Genomic DNA, 16,647 nt, shown 5'->3' on the forward strand with positions numbered 1-16,647 from the left:
TGTGTTCATCACGCCGCCAGCATGCGCGGCGGTCCGGAGGCTGTCCTTAACAACGGGTGCACAGGCGGTTGACGGTGCGTCTACTCGTCGTCCGAAGGACACATCAGCCTCAGGAACCGGTACTCCGTGGGGGACATCCCGTACGTGGCGCGGAAGGCCCGGGTGAAGTCGGAGGCGCGCAGGATGCCCCAGCGGGCGGCGATGACGTGGACGGGCGTGGCGTGCAGCGCGGGGTTCGCCAGATCGCGGCGGGCGCCCGCCAGCCGTTGGCCCCGGATGAAGGCCGCGACCGTCTCGCCCGTGCCCTCCTCCTGGAAGAGGCGGTGCAGATAGCTGAGGGAGATGTGGTGCGCGGCGGCGACGACGGGCGGCCGCAGCTCCGGGTCGTGCAGGTGCTGCCGGATGAACGCCCGCACACGGGTGACGGTGACCCGGCGTTGGGTCTCCGGCGTCAGGTCGGCTTCCGCCTCCAGCTCATGGGCGAGCCATGCCGCCAGCAGGTCGACCACGACCATGCCGAGGCGCGGTGCGTCGGACGGCTGGAGGGAGGCGGCCTGCTGGTCCAGTCCGGTGAGAAAGCCCGTCAGCAGGGCGCCCGGTCCCTGGCGTCCCGACAGGCGCCTGCCCAGGAGGTTGCGCACCCGGGCGTACGGCAGGGGCAGCAGTGACTTGGGAACCTCCACGCCCACCCCGGTGACCAAGGGCGGCTCCGAGGAGGACGACGGCTGCCCGCCGTGGGGCTCCACGACGTACGGGCGTGAGCTGTCGGACAGCCACAGGTCCTGCGGCCCGTAGGTCTCGGACCGTCCCACGTGGTCGAAGCCGAGCCCACCGCCCAGCACCAGCGACAGGTGGTACTCCTCGGGATCGGACTGCCGCACCAGCCGCGCGTTGCGGCGGTACCGCGTCGGCACCACCCGGATGGGCCACACCCGCACCGCCCCCAGTTCGAGCAGCCGCTGCTCCGCCCGGAAGTCCGCGGCGTAGTCACTGCTGATGTCGCTGGGTGCGATCGTGCGGTCCATCAGCTGACGCCAGTACTCGAACCTGTCCGCCACCGGCACGTCCGCGGTGCGGAACACCGTCCCGATCATTGTGCCCCTGCTCCCCACCCGAGTTCCGGGGGCCCTTCCCGACCCCGACCGCGACCTCGTTCCGCCCGTTTCCCACGTCCGCCCTGTGCCGCTGCTCTGTGCTGCTTTGCTTCTGCGGAGGGTACTTCAGCTTTCAGGCCGCGGCTCCGCGGGCCCAGGACGTCAACTCGTCGCCGCGCAGCGCCAGAAGTCCCGCATCAGGGGCGTCGGGACCGGGTCCGTCATCGCGGTCTGGGTGAGGAGGACGGCGACCGTGCCCGTCCGCGGCACGATGTGGGCCGTCGTGCCGGTGCCGCCGACCCAGCCGTACCGGCCCGGCACGTTCCACGGGTCGATCGCTTCGACGTCGACGCTGCCGCCGTATCCCCAGCCCTGGCCCTCCAGGAAGAGCGCGCCGATCTCCCGCTGCTCCGACGTGAGGTGATTGGCCGTCATACGGCTCACCGAGGTGTGGGACAGGATCCGGCGGCCGTTCGCCTCGCCCCCGTTCAGCAGCAGGCGGGCGAAGGCCAGCCAGTCGTCGGCCGTGGACACCAGCCCGCCGCCGCCCGACGGGAACCGCGGCAGGCCGCTCCACTCGCCGTCCGGGGTGTCCGCGAGTTCCAGCGCGCCCGTGCCGTCGGGGCGGTAGGCGGTGGTGAACCGGTCCCGCTTCTCCTTCGGGACCTCGAACGCGGTGTCCTTCATGCCCAGTGGCTCGAAGAACCGCTCGGCGAGGAAGTCGGGAAGGGCTCGGCCCGAGGCCCGCGCGATCAGCACGCCCTGCAGATCGGACGCCGTGCCGTACAGCCAGGCCTCTCCCGGCTGGTAGAGCAGCGGGACGCGGGCCAGGTCCGCGAGCCAGACGTCCGGCTCGGGGTACGCCTGCGGCTGCCGGCCGTCCTTCTGGACCGCGAACAGCGCCTGGACGGCGGGCAGCGAGAAGTCCGACGGGAAGCCCCAGCCGGGGCGCGAACTCAGCAGGTCCTCCACCGTGATCGGACGGGCCGCCGGGACCACGTCGTCGACCGGCGCGAACGGCGTGCGGACCACCGTCGGCGCCGCCAGCTCCGGCAGCCACTCCGCCACCGGCGATCCGAGGCCGACCGTCCCCTCCTCCACCAGCGTCAGCAACGCCGCCGCCGTGACCGACTTGGTGATCGAGGCGACGCGGAACAGGGAGTCCCGGGTCATCGGGGCGGTGCCGGCGGCGTCCCGCGAGCCGACGGCCACCACCTCCACCTCGTCGCCGCGGGCCACCAGGCCCACCGCCCCCGGCGCCGTGCCGTCGTCGACGTACCGCCGCAGGGTTTCGTGCAGAGCGCTCATGGGCCGGCCTTCCGATGCGAGTCCTTCTCCTGCCTCTCCACCGATACGACCCGCCGGACGCCCGGAAGTCATCGCGACTCGCCGCCGCCTCCCGAGGGATCCACGGTCGCCTGGTGCGCCTGGGCGAGATGCTCCTCCGCCTTCAGCCACGGCAGGAACTGCGCCCCCGTGCGCCAGCCGCACGTCTCGCAGCTGATGGTGCGCTGCACGCCCGCGCGGCGCACCCGGACGACGTGCCGCCGTCCGTGCTGGTCGAAGCGGCTCACCTTGCTCGTGTTGCTCTCCGGCATGACGTCTCCAGCGTCCGAGGGCCATCGCGGCTGCCCCCGCAAGGGCCTCTCGGAGTGTGCAGCACGACCAACATCAACGGGGGTTCCCGGGAGACGACTTGACCAACCCGTTCTCCGACGTCTTCGCGGTGTCCACGCCCGGCCGGCCTCAGCCCACCTTGCGGGGCAGCCGCAGGCTCAGCAGCCCGGTCACGGCCACCCCGGCCAACTGCACGGCCAGCGTGGTCAGCAGGGCGTCCCGCATGCCCATCCCGGGGACCAGGGAGAGGAACAGGGTGCCGAGGGTGGCCACGCCCAGGGCCAGCGAGGCCTGTTGGGTGGTCACCATCACACCGCTGCCGACGCCCGCCCGGGCCGGCGGCACCTCGGACATCACGATCCGCATCACGACGGGCAGTTGGAGCGCCTGTCCCGCACCGGCGACCGCCGCGCCCGGCAGCAGCTCGACGAAGCCGACGTCCGGCCAGTCGGCGCGCACCGCCAGCACGATCAGCACGACGCCCACGCCCTGCAGCACCGCGCCCGCGGTCACCACCCGCGCCCCGAACCGTGCCACCAGGCGCGGCCCGGCCAGCGAGGCGAGGAAGAACATCAGCGCCATCGGCGCGAGTGCGAGACCGGCGCGCACCGGGCCCAGTCCCGCCCCGCTCTGCAAGGCGACGGCGATCACGAACATGAACCCGCTGAAGCCGACCGCGAGCGGCGCCATGATCGTCAGGCCGCGCCGCAGGGTGGTCAGGGCGAACAGACTCGGCGGGACCAGCGGTGTGCGACCCTGCCGGTCGGCCCGCCGCTCCACGGCATAGAACGCGCCGGTGACCAGCGGGAACGCCGCCAGCGACAGCCACGTCCACAGGGGCCAGCCCGAAGCCCGGCCTTCGGTCAGCGGGGCGAGCAGGGTGAGGAGAGCGGCGGCGAGGAGCACGGTGCCGGGTCCGTCCACGGGCTCCGGGCGCTGCGAGCGGGTCTCCGGGACGGTACGGACGGCCAGCAGCAGCCCGACGATCACGAACGGCACGTTGACCAGGAACACGGACCGCCAGCCGCTGCCGGCGATGTCGGCGGCGACCAGTACGCCGCCCAGGATCTGGCCCGCCACCATGGACAGCCCGGCGGTCGCGCCGTACAGACTCATCGCCTTGGCACGGCGCGGGCCCGCGGTGGCCGACTGGATGGTGGCGAGCACCTGCGGCACCATCGCTGCGGCCGAAGCGCCCTGCGCGACCCGGGCCGCGACCAGCGACCACGCGTCGGGAGCGAGCCCACAGGCCAGCGAGGTCAGGCCGAAGGCGGCCATGCCGCCGAGGAAGAGCCGACGCCGGCCGAACAGGTCGCCGAGCCGGCCGCCGAGCACGAGCAGCACCGCGTACGCGAGTCCGTACCCGGCGACGACGAGTTCGAGGACGGACTCGCTCGCGGCGAGGTCCCGGCCCATGGTGGGCAGGGCGACGTTGACGATGAAGAAGTCGATGAGAGGGAGTGCCGCGCCGAGCAGCACCGTGAAGAGTCCGAGCGGGCCGAGGGCGTGGTCCGGCGCAGGGGCGCCGGCGCCCCGACGGGCTGGGGCGGGGACGGTTGCGGGGGTCGAGGTTGTCTGGGTCACGAAGCCGAGCCTGCGCCGCCCCTCAGGCGGGTACCAGAGTCTCCTTATCCTGGTAGAAGGAGTACCTGGCAACAGGATCCGCGCGACGGCAGGCTGGAGACATGACGACCATGGCCCAGGAGACGACGAGCACCGCGACCGCCGCAACGGCGGGGGCGACGCAAGCGGCCGGCACGCCGGGATCGGCTCGGACGCCGGGATCGGCCGGGGCGACGGGATCGGCCGGCACCGCGGGATCGGCTCGAGCGACGGGACCGGCCGCGACGGGCGAAACGACGGGCGGCTCGGAGATCCGGCGCCACGAACTGGCCGCCTTCCTGCGCAGCCGCCGCGAGCGCATCACGCCCGAGCAGGTCGGCCTCCCGCGCGGAGCGCGCCGCCGCACGCCCGGCCTGCGCCGCGAGGAGGTCGCCCATCTCTCTGCCGTCGGCGTCACCTGGTACACCTGGCTCGAGCAGTCCCGGGACATCCACGTGTCGGTCCAGGTACTGGACGCCCTGGCCCGCACGCTGATGCTCGACCCGAGCGAACGGGCCCACCTGTTCCAGCTGGCCGGCGCGACCGACCCGACGCCCGCCTCCTCCTGCGCCGGCGTCACCGACGCGGTGCGACTGATGCTCGACCAGCTCGACCCGCTCCCCGCCTGTGTCCAGAACAGCCGCTACGACATCCTGGCCTACAACCGCACCTACGCCCATCTGCTGTGCGACCTCGACGCGATCCCGCCGCAGGACCGCAACTGCATGGTCCTCATCCACACCCATCCGCAGTGGCGCGAGTCGGTCGTCCACCTCGACGCGTCCATGCGCCTGATGGCCGCGAAACTGCGCGCCTCGATGGCCGGGCACCTCTCCGAGCCCGCCTGGAAGATGCTGGTCAGGCGACTGCAGGCGGAGTCACCGGAGTTCCGTGAGAACTGGGAGCGCTACGAGGTGGTGGTGGGCCGCAGCAAGACCAAGGAGTTCCGCAACCCGCATGTCGGCCTCCTCACCCTCACCCACACCGACCTCTGGCTGAGCCCGGACCACGGGGCGCGCATGGTGACGTACACACCGGTGGACGAGGAGAGCCGGGAACGTCTGGAGAAGCTGCACGTCTACGCCCAGGGCGCGACGCGGTGAAGTACGTGATGGTGCCGGGGGGTTGGCAGGGCGGGTGGGTGTTCGACGCGGTCGCCGCCGAGCTGCGCCGAGACGGTCACCACGTCGAGGCGGTGACCCTGGCGGGGCTGGAGCCGGACGGCCCGGCCGACGTGGACCGTCCGCCGAACCTCGACGACCGCGTCGACCAGGTGACCGAGATCGTCGACGGCGGCGACGGCGGCGGCGGCGACGGCACGCCGGTCGCGCTGTGCGGGCACAGCTACGGCGGGATGGTGATCGCCGGGGTCGCGGACCGGCTCGGCGACCGCCTCGACCAGCTCGTCTTCATCGACGCCTACGTCCCGGACGACGGGGATTCCTGCTGGTCCCTGACCAGCGACCGATTCCGGGAGCTGTTCGTCGCCGGCGCCCGCTCCGACGGCCGATGGGTCGCGGTCCCCGAAGGGCTCGACCCGCGTGCGCGACCGCACCCACTGGCGAGCTTCCTCCAGTCGATCAGGCTGGGAGGCGACCCCGGCCCGTCGCTCGGGCGGACGTTCATCAGCGGTGGCGCGTGGCCGGGCAGTCCGTTCGCGGCGCTGACCGAACGGTTGCGCGACGACCCGGGCTGGCGGGTCCGTGAGATCCCCGTGGGCCACAACATCGCCCGCCGCGACCCGCACAGCCTCGCGGCCGTTCTCGGCGCGTTGCCGCCCCGCTCCGCCTGACGACGCACAGCCGCCGCGCGGCGACCCCGCGCCCGTCCGCCGGTCCGGCCGGACAGGTCCGTAGGCCAGCCCGCACGTCCGTAGGCGGCCATGCGGCACGTCCGTAGGCCCGCACCACGTCCGTAGGCCCGCGGCGCGTCCGCCGGTCGGGCGCTGATGTCTGCCGCCCCGTGGGGGTCGGGTGCTGATGTCTGCCCTGTGGGATCGGGCGCTGATGTCTGCCGGCCCGGGGAGGTCAGGCGCTGACGCCTGCCGCCTCGCGGACGTCCGGGGCCTCCAGCCGCTCCGCGGTGCGCTCGGCCGTGCGCCGGGCCCACCGGCCGGTCGTCAGCGTGCCGAGGACGAGGACGACCGCGCCGCAGCCGGTGAGGATCCACCAGCCGGGGACGGCGGCCTCGGTGAAGGCGGCGCGGTACGACGAGGCGCTCACGCCCGCCGCGAGGACCGCGCCGATCACCGCGACGCCGAGGGTCTGGCCCAGCTGGCGGCTGGTGGAGGCGACCGCCGCCGCCACCCCGGCCTGACTGCGCGGCATGCCCGACACCGCCGTGTTGGTGATGGGCGCGTTCACGAACCCGAAGCCCACCCCGAACAGCACGTATCCGAGGAACAGCGTCGCGTCGGACGTCTCGGCGTCGAACAGGGCGAACAGCAGCCCGCTGAGCGTCATCGCCGTCCCCGCGATCACCAGCGGCAGCCGCGGGCCGCGGGTGCCCACCAGCCGGCCCGACAGCGGCGCGCACAGGAACGTCGGCACCGCCATGGGGAGCATCCACAGCCCTGCGTGCAGGGCGTCGAGGCCCCGCACGTTCTGCAGGTACAGCGTCGACAGGAACAGGAAGCCGCCCAGTGCGGCGAACGCGCTGATCGCGATGACGGTCGCCCCGCTGAACGGTGCCGAGCGGAAGAACCGCAGGTCGATGAGGGGTTCGGCGCGGCGGGGCTCGTACCGGAGCAGCCCCAGGAGGGCGGCGAGAGCGACGGCCGCGAAGGGACCGCTGGTCGCCGCGCCCGCCTCGGGGGCCTCGATGATCGCGTATGTCAGACAGCCGAAGAGGACGATGATCAGCAGCTGGCCGACCGGATCGGGGCGGCGGGCCTTCGGCGCACGCGACTCGGGGACGTACCGCAGGGTCGCCAGCAGGGCCACCAGGCCGACCGGCAGGTTGATCCAGAATATGGAGCGCCAGCCCACCGACTCCACGAGCAGTCCGCCCAGCAGCGGGCCCGCGGCCATCGAGATGCCCACCACCGCGCCCCACACGCCGATCGCGCGGGCGCGTTCGCGCGGGTCGGTGAAGGTGTTGGTGATGATCGACATGGCGACCGGGTTCAGCATCGAGCCGCCCACCGCCTGCACCATCCGCGCCGCGACGAGCAGCTCCAGGTTCGGGGCCAGCGAGCACAGCAGGGAGCCGGCGGCGAACACGACCAGGCCGGCCATGAACACCTTCTTGCGGCCGACGCGGTCGGCGGTCGACCCGGCCAGCATCAGCAGCGCCGCCAGGACCAGGGTGTAGGCGTCGATCGTCCACTGGAGGCCGGCGGTCGTCGCGTGCAGGTCGCGCTGCATGGCGGGCAGGGCGACGTTCAGGACGGTGACGTCCAGGCTCACGATCAGCAGGCTCATACAGCAGATCGCGAGGACCAGGAGACGTCGGCGGGGGCTGAGCTCGGGCATGCGTTCCATCGTACGCCGATATCGATAGTGCGTCTAACTAATGAGTGGTACATGATCCATCGGAGAACAGGAAGCCGGGTACCCCTTCGCGTACGCGACAATGGAGCAATGTCCACGCCCGTGCCCCCCCTGCAGATCGGCCCGCACACCGTCCGGCCGCCCGTCGTCCTGGCCCCCATGGCCGGGATCACGAACGCGCCCTTCCGCACCCTGTGCAGGCACTTCGCCGAAGGCGAAGGCTTCGCCGGAGGCGCAGCGAAGGATGGAGCCGGCGGCGGCAAGGGCCTGTTCGTCAGCGAGATGATCACGACCCGGGCGCTGGTCGAACGCAACGAGAAGACCATGCAGCTGATCCGCTTCGAGGCGAGCGAGAAGCCGCGTTCGATCCAGCTGTACGGCGTCGACCCGGCCACCGTCGGCAAGGCCGTCCGCATGATCGCGGAGGAAGATCTCGCCGACCACATCGACCTCAACTTCGGCTGCCCCGTCCCCAAGGTGACCCGCAAGGGCGGCGGTTCCGCGCTCCCGTACAAGCGCCACCTGCTGCGCGCGATCCTGCGCGAGGCCGTCAGCGGCGCCGGCGACCTGCCCGTCACCATGAAGATGCGCAAGGGCATCGACGACGACCACATCACCTACCTCGACGCGGGCCGCATCGCCGTCGAGGAGGGCGTGACGGCCATCGCCCTGCACGGCCGCACAGCCGCCCAGCACTACGGCGGCACGGCCGACTGGGAGGCGATCGCGCGCCTGAAGGAACACGTCCCGGAGATCCCCGTCCTCGGCAACGGAGACATCTGGTCGGCGCAGGACGCGCTGCGGATGGTCCGCGAGACCGGCTGCGACGGAGTCGTCGTCGGACGCGGCTGCCTGGGCCGGCCGTGGCTGTTCGCCGACCTCGTGGCCGCCTTCGAGGGCCGCCCGGACGACATCGCAGAGCCGTCGCTGCGCGAGGTCGCCGACGTCATGGTCCGCCACGCGACCCTGCTCGGCGAATGGATCGGCGACGAGTCCAAGGGCGTCGTCGACTTCCGCAAGCACGTCGCCTGGTACCTCAAGGGCTTCGCGGTCGGCAGCGAGATGCGCAAACGCCTCGCGATCACGTCCTCCCTCGCCGAACTGCGCGCCGGACTGGACGAACTGGACCTCGACCAGCCCTGGCCCGCCGGCGCCGACGGGCCCCGCGGCCGCACCTCCGGCAACAACAGGGTCGTCCTCCCGGACGGCTGGCTGAAGGACCCGTACGACTGCGCGGGCATCAGCGAGGAAGCGGAACTCGACACCTCGGGCGGCTGAGGGGCCCAGCGGCCCCCGGCCCCTCCCCGCCGGTCAGCCCGTCGGGTGGGGGGTCGAGCCGTAGGCGGTGAGGAACTTGTCGCGGAACGCGCTCATCTTCCATACCGGGGCGTTGTGGGCCGGCTTGAGGCCGTCCGTCCAGTTCCAGCCGGCGATCTTGTCGAGGACCTTCGGATCCTTGGCGATGAGGGAGATCGGCACGTCCCGGCTGGCGTTGTCGCCGCTGACCCGGGCGATCGGCTGGTGGTCGCCGAGGACGACCAGCACCGTGTCGTCGGTGCCGTAGCGCTCGAGCCACTGGGTCAGCGCGGTCACCGAGTACTGGATGGACTTGCCGTACTCCTCCTTGGAGGCGGTGCCGTCGGCGATGACGTCCGACGCCTTCTTGCCGGCCTTCTCGATTCCCTCGAAGACCGAGCCGTCGCCGATGGCGTCCCAGTCCACCATCTTCGGGATCGGGGCCCAGGGCTGGTGGCTGGAGGTCAGGATGATCTCCGACATCAGCGGCTTGTCGCGGTCGGTGCGGCCGTGCTCCAGCCGCTGGAACGCCTCCAGGGCGTACTGGTCGGGCATCGTCGACCAGCTGAACTTCGGCCCCTGATAACCCATCTCGAAAGCGTTGTAGACCTTCTCCAGTCCGTAGTACTTGGCCTCCGGCCAGCCCTTCTGGATGCCCGGCATCACACCGACGGTGTCCCAGGCGCCGGTCTTCTTGAACGCCTTCGTCAAGGACAGGTGGTCGCTGGCCATCACCGAGCGGTAGCGCTGCTGGTTGTCGACCCACAGGCCGGACAGCGTGGTGGAGTGGCCGAGCCAGCTGCTGCCGCCGTACGTGGCCGACGTCAGCCAGCCGCTCTTGGCGTGGAAGCCGGCCTTCGTCAGCGCCTGCGTGCTCGTGCCCAGCGTCCTGTCGACGCCGGGCGCCATGACCGGGTCCTCGATGGCGCTGCGGCCGTAGCTCTCGATGAACGTGAAGATCATGTCCTTGCCGCGCAGGTCCGGCACGAGCTGGTCGGCCGGGGTGGCGCCGAACGTGTCGTGACGGACCTCCTTGCCGAACGTGGCCTCGTCCTTGATGGTCTGCCGCACCTGCCGGGCCTTCTTCACGAGCGTGTCCGCGCTGCGGTGCGAGGCGACGGGCATCCCGGCGATCTGCAGGCCCACGACGGAACAGGTGACCCAGGCCGTGGCCGCGATCAGCGTCGCCCGGGTCGCCCGCCGGGTGTCGCGCGCCATCAGGTTGCCGATCCGGACCGTCGCCAGCGCCATCAGCGCGGACAGCAGCACGACGAGCAGGACGAGGCCGATCGCGGCGCCCACCGCCGTGGCCCGGCCCATCGAGTCGGCCACATACGACTGGGCGTCGTCCAGCAGGCCCCAGTCCAGGACGAGGTCGAAGTCACGGCCCAGATACTCGGTGAACTCCATGTCGAGCACGTTCAGCACGGTCAGCGCGCCGAGGAGCACCCCGCCCAGCACCGCGACCGCCGTCCGCGGCCGCCGGGGCAGCGCCAGCAGCAGGGCCGCCCCGATGATCGCCTCCACGGGCAGCCGCGTGAACCTGTTGACCTCGAGCCCGGCGATCCGGTTGGGCAGCAGCAGAGCCCCGAGCACGAGCCCGAACGCGAGGACGGTCACCGTCCACCACACCACCCGGGCGGCCCGGGGGTGCCGGCTCCGCCACTGCCACCAGCGAGCCTCCGCGACAACGCCCGCCCCGTCCGCGACGTCCCCTGCTGCTTGCACCGCTTCCCCTGCGGGCTGTTCCGATTTCCCTGCGGGCTGTTCCGGTTCCCCTGCGGGCTGTTCCGCTTCCCCCACGGCCCCCGCCGGGCCGGGATCGGTCGTCTCCGCGGGCTCCGCCGCCCCCGCCGTCCCGGTTGCGGGCTCCGCCGCTTCCTCCGCGGGCTCCGCCGGTTCGGTCGTGGACGTCGGCGCCTCCTCGGGGTCCGTCGAGTCGGGAAGCGGGGATGAGGGGGTGGAGGTGGAGACAGGCACCCGAGGGTCCTTCCGTACGAAGCCTGGCGATCGGCGGATCCGAGGCGGGCCGGATCCGCCACAGTTTCGTACGGCCTGCCCCCGGCCCGCGTTCAGCCCCCTCGGCCAGCGCTCGGCAAACACCGCGCAAACGCCACGCCAAACACCTCCGCTCCCGCCCCCGTCACCCCGTCACCCCGTCACCCCGCCACCGCGGCTACGCGCCGCCGACCGCCGTCAGCAGGGCCAGCGGCGCCGCAGCCGACCGGGACTCCCGCGCGCACGCGTGCGGGTACGGCACCGGCACCGCGTGGGTGTCGCGGCCGTAGCCGGCGAGCACCTCGGGGAGCCGGTGGCCCGTCGCGGCCGCCGCGTCGACCAGCGCGTGCGCGACCGTCCGGGCCTCGTCGTGCAGGCCGTAGCGGGCGAGGCCCAGCGTGATCAGCGCGTTGTCGTGCGGCCAGACCGAGCCCCGGTGGTAGGAGAGCGGGTGGTACGCCGGCTGCCCGGCCGCCAGCGTGCGCACGCCCCAGCCGGAGAAGAAGTCCGGCTCGAGCAGGCGCCGGCCCACCACCTCCCCGTACTCCTTGTCCAGCAGCCCGGACCACAGCAGATGCCCGGCGTCCGAGGCGAGCGCGTCCACCTGACGGCCCGCGCCGTCGAGGGCCAGCGCCGGGAAGGAACGGTCCGGCATCCAGAAGTCCTGCTGGAAACGGTCGCGGAGGTCGGCGGCCGCCTGTTCCAGCAGGGCCGCGTACGACGCGTCGCCCCACACCGTGCGCGCCGTCCACGCCGTGCGGCGCAGCGCGTCGTAGGCATACCCCTGCGCCCCGGCCGCCGTCACGGCCCCCGTCGCCCGCACCCCGTCGGCGGAGCAGATGGAACCGGGGGAGTCCTTCCAGTTCTGGTTGGCCAGACCGCCCTGATCGGCCCGGTAGACCAGGTAGCCGCGGGTGGTGAGGCCGCCGTGGTCCAGCATCCAGCCGACCGCCGCCCGAGCGTGCGGCTCCAGCCGCCGGGCCAGCGCGGTGTCCGCGGTCCGTTCGACGTACGCGCCGAGCAGCACGAGGAACAACGGGGTGGCGTCGACCGATCCGTAGTAGCGGCCGAACGGCACCTGCCCGAAGTGCGCGAGCTCGCCGTGCCGTACTTCGTGCACGATCTTGCCGGGCTGGGACACCGTGCGCGGCGACGCCTCGGTGGCCTGGGCCGCGGCCAGCGCCAGCAGCGTGGCGGCGGCCGTGCGGGGACGGTAGGGGAGCGTGAAGAGTGAGGTGAGGAGGGCGTCGCGGCCCAGCAGGGTCAGGAACCAGGGGGCGCCCGCCGCCGGCACGCGCAGCTCCTCGCCGTCCGGACCGTTCGCGAGGACCTGGAGCGCCGCCAGGTCCGCGAGACCGCGGGCACAGGCGGCCGCCAGGTCGGGCCAGCCGGTGGGGAACGCCACCCCCTCGGTGAACTCGTCCTCCAGTGCCTGCAGTTGACCGGCGACCGAGGCCGGCGAGCGAGGCACGCGCAAGGCCCGCCGCTCGCCGTGCGGCCGGGCCATCACCCGCAGGACCAGCTCGGCCGTGCCGTGCGGTTCCAGCTCCAGCCTCCACACCAGACGGCGTGCCCCGGTGCCGGTCTCCTCCACGCCGTCCGGCGCGGGCTCGGCCGTCACCGTCGTGCAGGACGCCCATGCTCCGCGCCGGTAGCCGAACTCCACCCCGTCGTCGAGCACCTGGCGGCGGCGGACGGCCCCGGTCTTCGCGTAGGTGCGGTGGTCGGCGCGCAGCTCGAACTGGTCGGCGAAGTCGGCGTCGGCGGTGACCGCGAGACGTACCGTCGTGGCCACCGGACGGTTGCTGACCACCCGCAGCGACTCCACGAACGAGCTGTCCCCGACGGCCTGTTCGCGGAAGACCGTGCAGGACGGCGGTTCGTCGCGCCCGCCGCGCGGCACCAGCACGCACCGGGCGCCGTCGCCGTCCGTCACCGGCGAGAGCATGTCCGGCACGGCGCCGTCGACGGTCAGCTGCCACCGGCTGAGGTGCCGGGCGTCCCGGACGAACAGTCCCTCCGGGGACCCGGCGGCCGTGCCGGTCCCCCTCACTCCGCTGATGTCCCCGCGGTCGTCCACGGCGGCGAACGTCCCGCCGTACACGAGCAGATGATGCCGGTCCGTCATGCCAGGTCCCCTCCCTTGGTACCGGAGCCCGGCCCGTCCCGGTGGACGAGGTCGAGCGTGAGCGCGGCGGTCCAGCTGAAGCCGGTCGTGCCGCAGGCCTCGCCGGTGTACGGGTCGACGTACTCGGCGAAGTCCGAGGAGCCCGCGAGGTCGAGCACCGCCCGGCGCAGTGCCTCCGCCCCGGCGTGCTCGCCGTGCAGTGCGAGACCCCGCTCCAGCAGCCAGCTCGTGTTGAACCAGGCGGGGCCCCGCCAGTAGCGGTGCGGGTCGAAGGCCTCGCCGAGCAGGTCGTAGCTGGGCACGAGGAGGGTGGTGGAGCCGAGCCCGAAGTGCGGTCCGCGCAGGGTCCGTACGAGGGCGGCGGCGACGTCGCGCGGCAGGCCGGGCACCAGGAGCGGGACGAGGCCGGATACGCCGCGTTCCGGCACCAGCCCCCCGCCGTTGACGTCCCGGCAGAAGAACATGCCCTCCGCGGGATCCCACAGCCGCTCGACGAGCGCCGCCGTCAGCCGCTCCGCGCGCGCACGGCGGGCCGCGCCCGTCGCCCCCAGCTCCTCCGCGATGTGCGCGAGGGCGTGCTCGGATGCGATGAGCAGCGCGTTGAACGAGGGGTCCTCGACGGCGAAGCCGCCGACGTGGTCTGCGTGAGCGTGGCCGGCGTGGCCGGTGTGGCCGGTGTGGTCTGCGTGGGTTCGGGTGTGCGCATGACCTGGGTGGGGGTGGCCCATGTGGGCGCGGTCCATGTGCGCGTGGCCCATGTGGACATGGCCCGTGTCGGCGTAGCCCGCGTCCCGGTATTGCGTCGCCAGCCGCACGTACCGCCCGTAGTCCAGGTCCGTCGGACGGTCCTCGGCCGCCCCGTGGTCGAGGTCGGCGCGGCGGAAGGAACGGGCGGGGGCGGGGGCGATCCGGGCGAGCGGGGCGTCCCAGCTCGGAGAGTTGTCCATGCCCTGCTCCCACGGGTGGACGACCGACGCCAGCCCGCCGCCCCCCAGGTCGCGCCGGTGCACCAGATAGCGGTGCCAGGCGGCCAGCCGCGGGTACACCCGAGCGAGGAAGCCGCGGGCCCGCGAGAGCCCCGGATCGGCGCGGTGCACCAGCCAGGCCGCGAGCGCGTGCACCGGTGGCTGCACGATGCCGGAGGTCTGTACGGTGCGCGGGGCGCCCGCAGCGCGCCCCGCGGTCGAGGAGCGCCAGAAGTCGGGGCTCGGGAAGTACGCGTCGAGCGGCACGGAGGGGTTGAAGACGATGTGCGGGATGCGCCCGTCGCCCCACTGGGCGTTCAGCAGCGTCTCCAGCTCGGTCTGCGCCCGGCGCGGCGAGACGTGCCGCAGTCCGATGGCGACGAACGCCGAGTCCCAGGACCACTGGTGCGGGTACAGGCCGCGCGAGGGAACCGTCGACGTGCCCGTCCAGTTGGCGTCCAGCACCGCCACCGCTCCCCTGTGCAGGGCACGGAGGGAAGCGGAGCCGCCGATCGCGTCAGGGACGTCTCGGAGCTCTGGGAGCCCTTGGAGCCCTTGGAGCTGTGGGGGCTCTGGAACCTCTCGGACGTCCGAGATGTCCGGGGCATCTCGGATGTCCGGGATATCCAAGATGTCGGGGATGCCTGCGGCGTCTGTAAGGCTTGCGGCGGCAGGCTCGGCCGCGCGGCCGACCAGCTGGGCAGTGCGATCCACGCGGGGCTCCCCGAAGACGACGAGACCACCGCGCGCGGCAGTGGCCCGGCAGTGGCTACCGTAGGGTTACGTCTATTTAACACGCAGAACTCAATATGTAATGCAGGCTTGATGAACACAAGGGGGTGCGCATGACGGGACGAGGCCAGGGCAGCGCCGGAGATCTGCTCGAACTGGTGCGCACGGGCCGCGCGACGACCCGCGGCGCCCTCCAGCAGGCCACCGGACTCTCCCGGGCCACCGTGGGCCAGCGCCTGGACCGCCTGTTCCGCGCGGGCTGGCTGCGCGAGGGCGCCGGCGGCCCGGTGGACTCCCCGTTGGGGGGCCGCCCCTCGATCACCCTCGAGTTCGACGACGCCCACGCGGTCGTCCTCGCGGCGGACCTGGACACCAGACACGCGCGCGCCGCAGTGCTGACGCTGACGGGGGAGATCCTGGCGGAGTGCGGCGGCACGCTGGTCGTCGAGGACGGCCCGGACGCCGTGCTCGGCGCGCTCGGCGGCTGGTTCGCCGACCTGCTGGAGAAGGCGGGCCACCGGCCGGAAGAGGTCTGCGGCATCGGACTCGGCGTCCCCGGCCCCGTGGACTCCGGGACCGGGCGGGTCGTCCAGCCGCCGATCATGCCGGGCTGGGACGGCTACGACATACGGGGCCGCCTGTCCCGCGCCTTCACGGAACGGGCCGGGGCGCCGGCCGCGGTCCCGGTCCTCGTCGACAACGACGCGAACCTCATGGCGTACGGCGAACAGCGCACCGGCCACCCCGACTGCTCGGCGTTCGTGCTGGTCAAGGTGTCGACCGGCATCGGCGCCGGCGTCGTGGTCGACGGCGCGATCTTCCGGGGCGTGGACGGCGGAGCCGGCGACATCGGGCACATCCGGGTGGGCGCTGACGCGCTGTGCCGTTGCGGTTCGCACGGCTGTCTCGCGGCCGTCGCCAGCGGAGGCGCCGTGGCCCGCCGGCTCGCGGAGGCGGGAGTGCCGGCCGCGTCCGGCTCGGATGTGCGCGACCTGCTCGCCGCCGGGCACCCCGAGGCGGCCGCACTGGCCCGTGAGGCGGGCCGCAGGGTCGGGGACGTGCTCGCGACGGTCGTGACGCTGCTCAATCCCGGTGTGCTGATGATCGCCGGGGATCTGGCCGGAACCGCTTTCCTCACCGGCGTACGGGAGCTGCTCTACCAGCGGGCGCTGCCCCGCTCCACGGCCCGGCTGGACGTCGTGACCTCGCGGCTGGGGGAGCGGGCGGGCCTGGTCGGGGCGGGCGCGCTGGTCGTGGAGCACCTCTACGCGCCCGAGCGGGCCGAGGCGCGGTTGCTGGCCCTGGGGGTCTGAGGGACGCTCGTGTGACGGGGTGCTCGGCTGACCGGGTGCCCGTGCAACGGGTGCTCGTGTGACAGGTGCTCGTGTGACAGGTGCTGCCGGGACGGGCGCTCGTGCGGCCGGCGCTCGTGTGACGGACGGATTTCCGTTGCCGGGCTCCGTCCGCGGGGGCGTCCGCATGGTGACATCGGGAGGTCTGAGGAAGCGTGATTCTCGCCACCCCTGAGGGGGGCAGTGCTCAGATGAGCAAATCCGGAGCGGCTGCACTTCTCCAAGGGGTGGCACTGAGTGCCACCCCTTGATCGTTCATCGATCGAAAACAATCGCGCCACTCGATGCTCATGTGAGCGCGATAGAAGACGGATGGGAGGTGCTTGCGTTCAAGAGGTGAAAACATCGACTGCTCTGCGCTTGCCAAGCCTT

The 16,647-nt window shown here is 72.8% G+C and carries 12 protein-coding genes; 4 read left to right on the plus strand and 8 right to left on the minus strand.

Features of this window, described 5'->3' with window-relative positions:
- Positions 1 to 80 precede the first annotated feature (80 nt).
- From ACN6LD_RS00270 to ACN6LD_RS00285, 4 genes are all read right to left on the minus strand, one after another.
- Entirely contained in the window at positions 81 to 1,094 is a 1,014-nt protein-coding gene (locus ACN6LD_RS00270) for an AraC family transcriptional regulator (RefSeq protein ID WP_319195038.1), read from the minus strand.
- 162 nt (positions 1,095 to 1,256) lie between these two features.
- Positions 1,257 to 2,402 (minus strand): serine hydrolase domain-containing protein, encoded by a 1,146-nt coding sequence (locus tag ACN6LD_RS00275; protein WP_445042139.1) that lies wholly within the window; start codon positions 2,400 to 2,402, stop codon positions 1,257 to 1,259.
- Between the two features lie 68 nt (positions 2,403 to 2,470).
- On the minus strand, positions 2,471 to 2,692 hold the full coding sequence (locus tag ACN6LD_RS00280; RefSeq protein WP_319195035.1) for a hypothetical protein: 222 nt from the start codon (positions 2,690 to 2,692) through the stop codon (positions 2,471 to 2,473).
- 148 nt (positions 2,693 to 2,840) lie between these two features.
- Positions 2,841 to 4,295 carry an MFS transporter gene (locus tag ACN6LD_RS00285; RefSeq protein ID WP_319195034.1) on the minus strand — a complete coding sequence of 485 codons (1,455 nt, stop codon included), beginning with the start codon at positions 4,293 to 4,295 and terminating at the stop codon, positions 2,841 to 2,843.
- Between the two features lie 101 nt (positions 4,296 to 4,396).
- Here ACN6LD_RS00285 and ACN6LD_RS00290 point away from each other — a divergent pair, with 101 nt between their 5' ends.
- Both ACN6LD_RS00290 and ACN6LD_RS00295 read left to right on the plus strand, forming a co-directional pair.
- Complete coding sequence (locus tag ACN6LD_RS00290) at positions 4,397 to 5,416, plus strand: helix-turn-helix transcriptional regulator (protein WP_445042140.1); 1,020 nt, start codon at positions 4,397 to 4,399, stop codon at positions 5,414 to 5,416.
- Complete coding sequence (locus tag ACN6LD_RS00295) at positions 5,413 to 6,105, plus strand: alpha/beta fold hydrolase (protein ID WP_445042141.1); 693 nt, start codon at positions 5,413 to 5,415, stop codon at positions 6,103 to 6,105. The genes ACN6LD_RS00290 and ACN6LD_RS00295 overlap by 4 nt, the downstream gene beginning before the upstream one ends.
- A 235-nt stretch (positions 6,106 to 6,340) precedes the next feature.
- Here ACN6LD_RS00295 and ACN6LD_RS00300 read toward each other — a convergent pair whose 3' ends face one another.
- Positions 6,341 to 7,786 (minus strand): MFS transporter, encoded by a 1,446-nt coding sequence (locus ACN6LD_RS00300; RefSeq protein WP_445042142.1) that lies wholly within the window; start codon positions 7,784 to 7,786, stop codon positions 6,341 to 6,343.
- Positions 7,787 to 7,894: 108 nt separating this feature from the next.
- Between ACN6LD_RS00300 and dusB the strand changes: the two genes are divergently transcribed.
- Positions 7,895 to 9,082 (plus strand): tRNA dihydrouridine synthase DusB, encoded by a 1,188-nt coding sequence (dusB, locus tag ACN6LD_RS00305; protein ID WP_445042143.1) that lies wholly within the window; start codon positions 7,895 to 7,897, stop codon positions 9,080 to 9,082.
- 33 nt (positions 9,083 to 9,115) lie between these two features.
- On the opposite strand, the gene ACN6LD_RS00310 is transcribed toward dusB, so the two are convergent.
- The 3 genes from ACN6LD_RS00310 to ACN6LD_RS00320 form a co-directional block, all read right to left on the minus strand.
- Positions 9,116 to 10,828 carry an alkaline phosphatase family protein gene (locus tag ACN6LD_RS00310; protein WP_319197567.1) on the minus strand — a complete coding sequence of 571 codons (1,713 nt, stop codon included), beginning with the start codon at positions 10,826 to 10,828 and terminating at the stop codon, positions 9,116 to 9,118.
- A 448-nt stretch (positions 10,829 to 11,276) separates the two neighbouring features.
- The gene (locus tag ACN6LD_RS00315; RefSeq protein ID WP_445042144.1) at positions 11,277 to 13,226 is read right to left on the minus strand and encodes an amylo-alpha-1,6-glucosidase; all 1,950 of its coding nucleotides are present in this window, start codon (positions 13,224 to 13,226) and stop codon (positions 11,277 to 11,279) included.
- A complete protein-coding gene (locus ACN6LD_RS00320; RefSeq protein ID WP_445042301.1) occupies positions 13,223 to 14,704 on the minus strand; it encodes an MGH1-like glycoside hydrolase domain-containing protein in 1,482 nt (493 codons plus the stop codon). Before ACN6LD_RS00320 ends, ACN6LD_RS00315 begins: the two co-directional genes overlap by 4 nt.
- Positions 14,705 to 15,036: 332 nt before the next feature.
- Between ACN6LD_RS00320 and ACN6LD_RS00325 the strand changes: the two genes are divergently transcribed.
- Complete coding sequence (locus ACN6LD_RS00325) at positions 15,037 to 16,236, plus strand: ROK family protein (protein WP_266717469.1); 1,200 nt, start codon at positions 15,037 to 15,039, stop codon at positions 16,234 to 16,236.
- Positions 16,237 to 16,647: the final 411 nt, after the last annotated feature.

The organism is Streptomyces sp. SAS_272 (genome assembly GCF_052543235.1).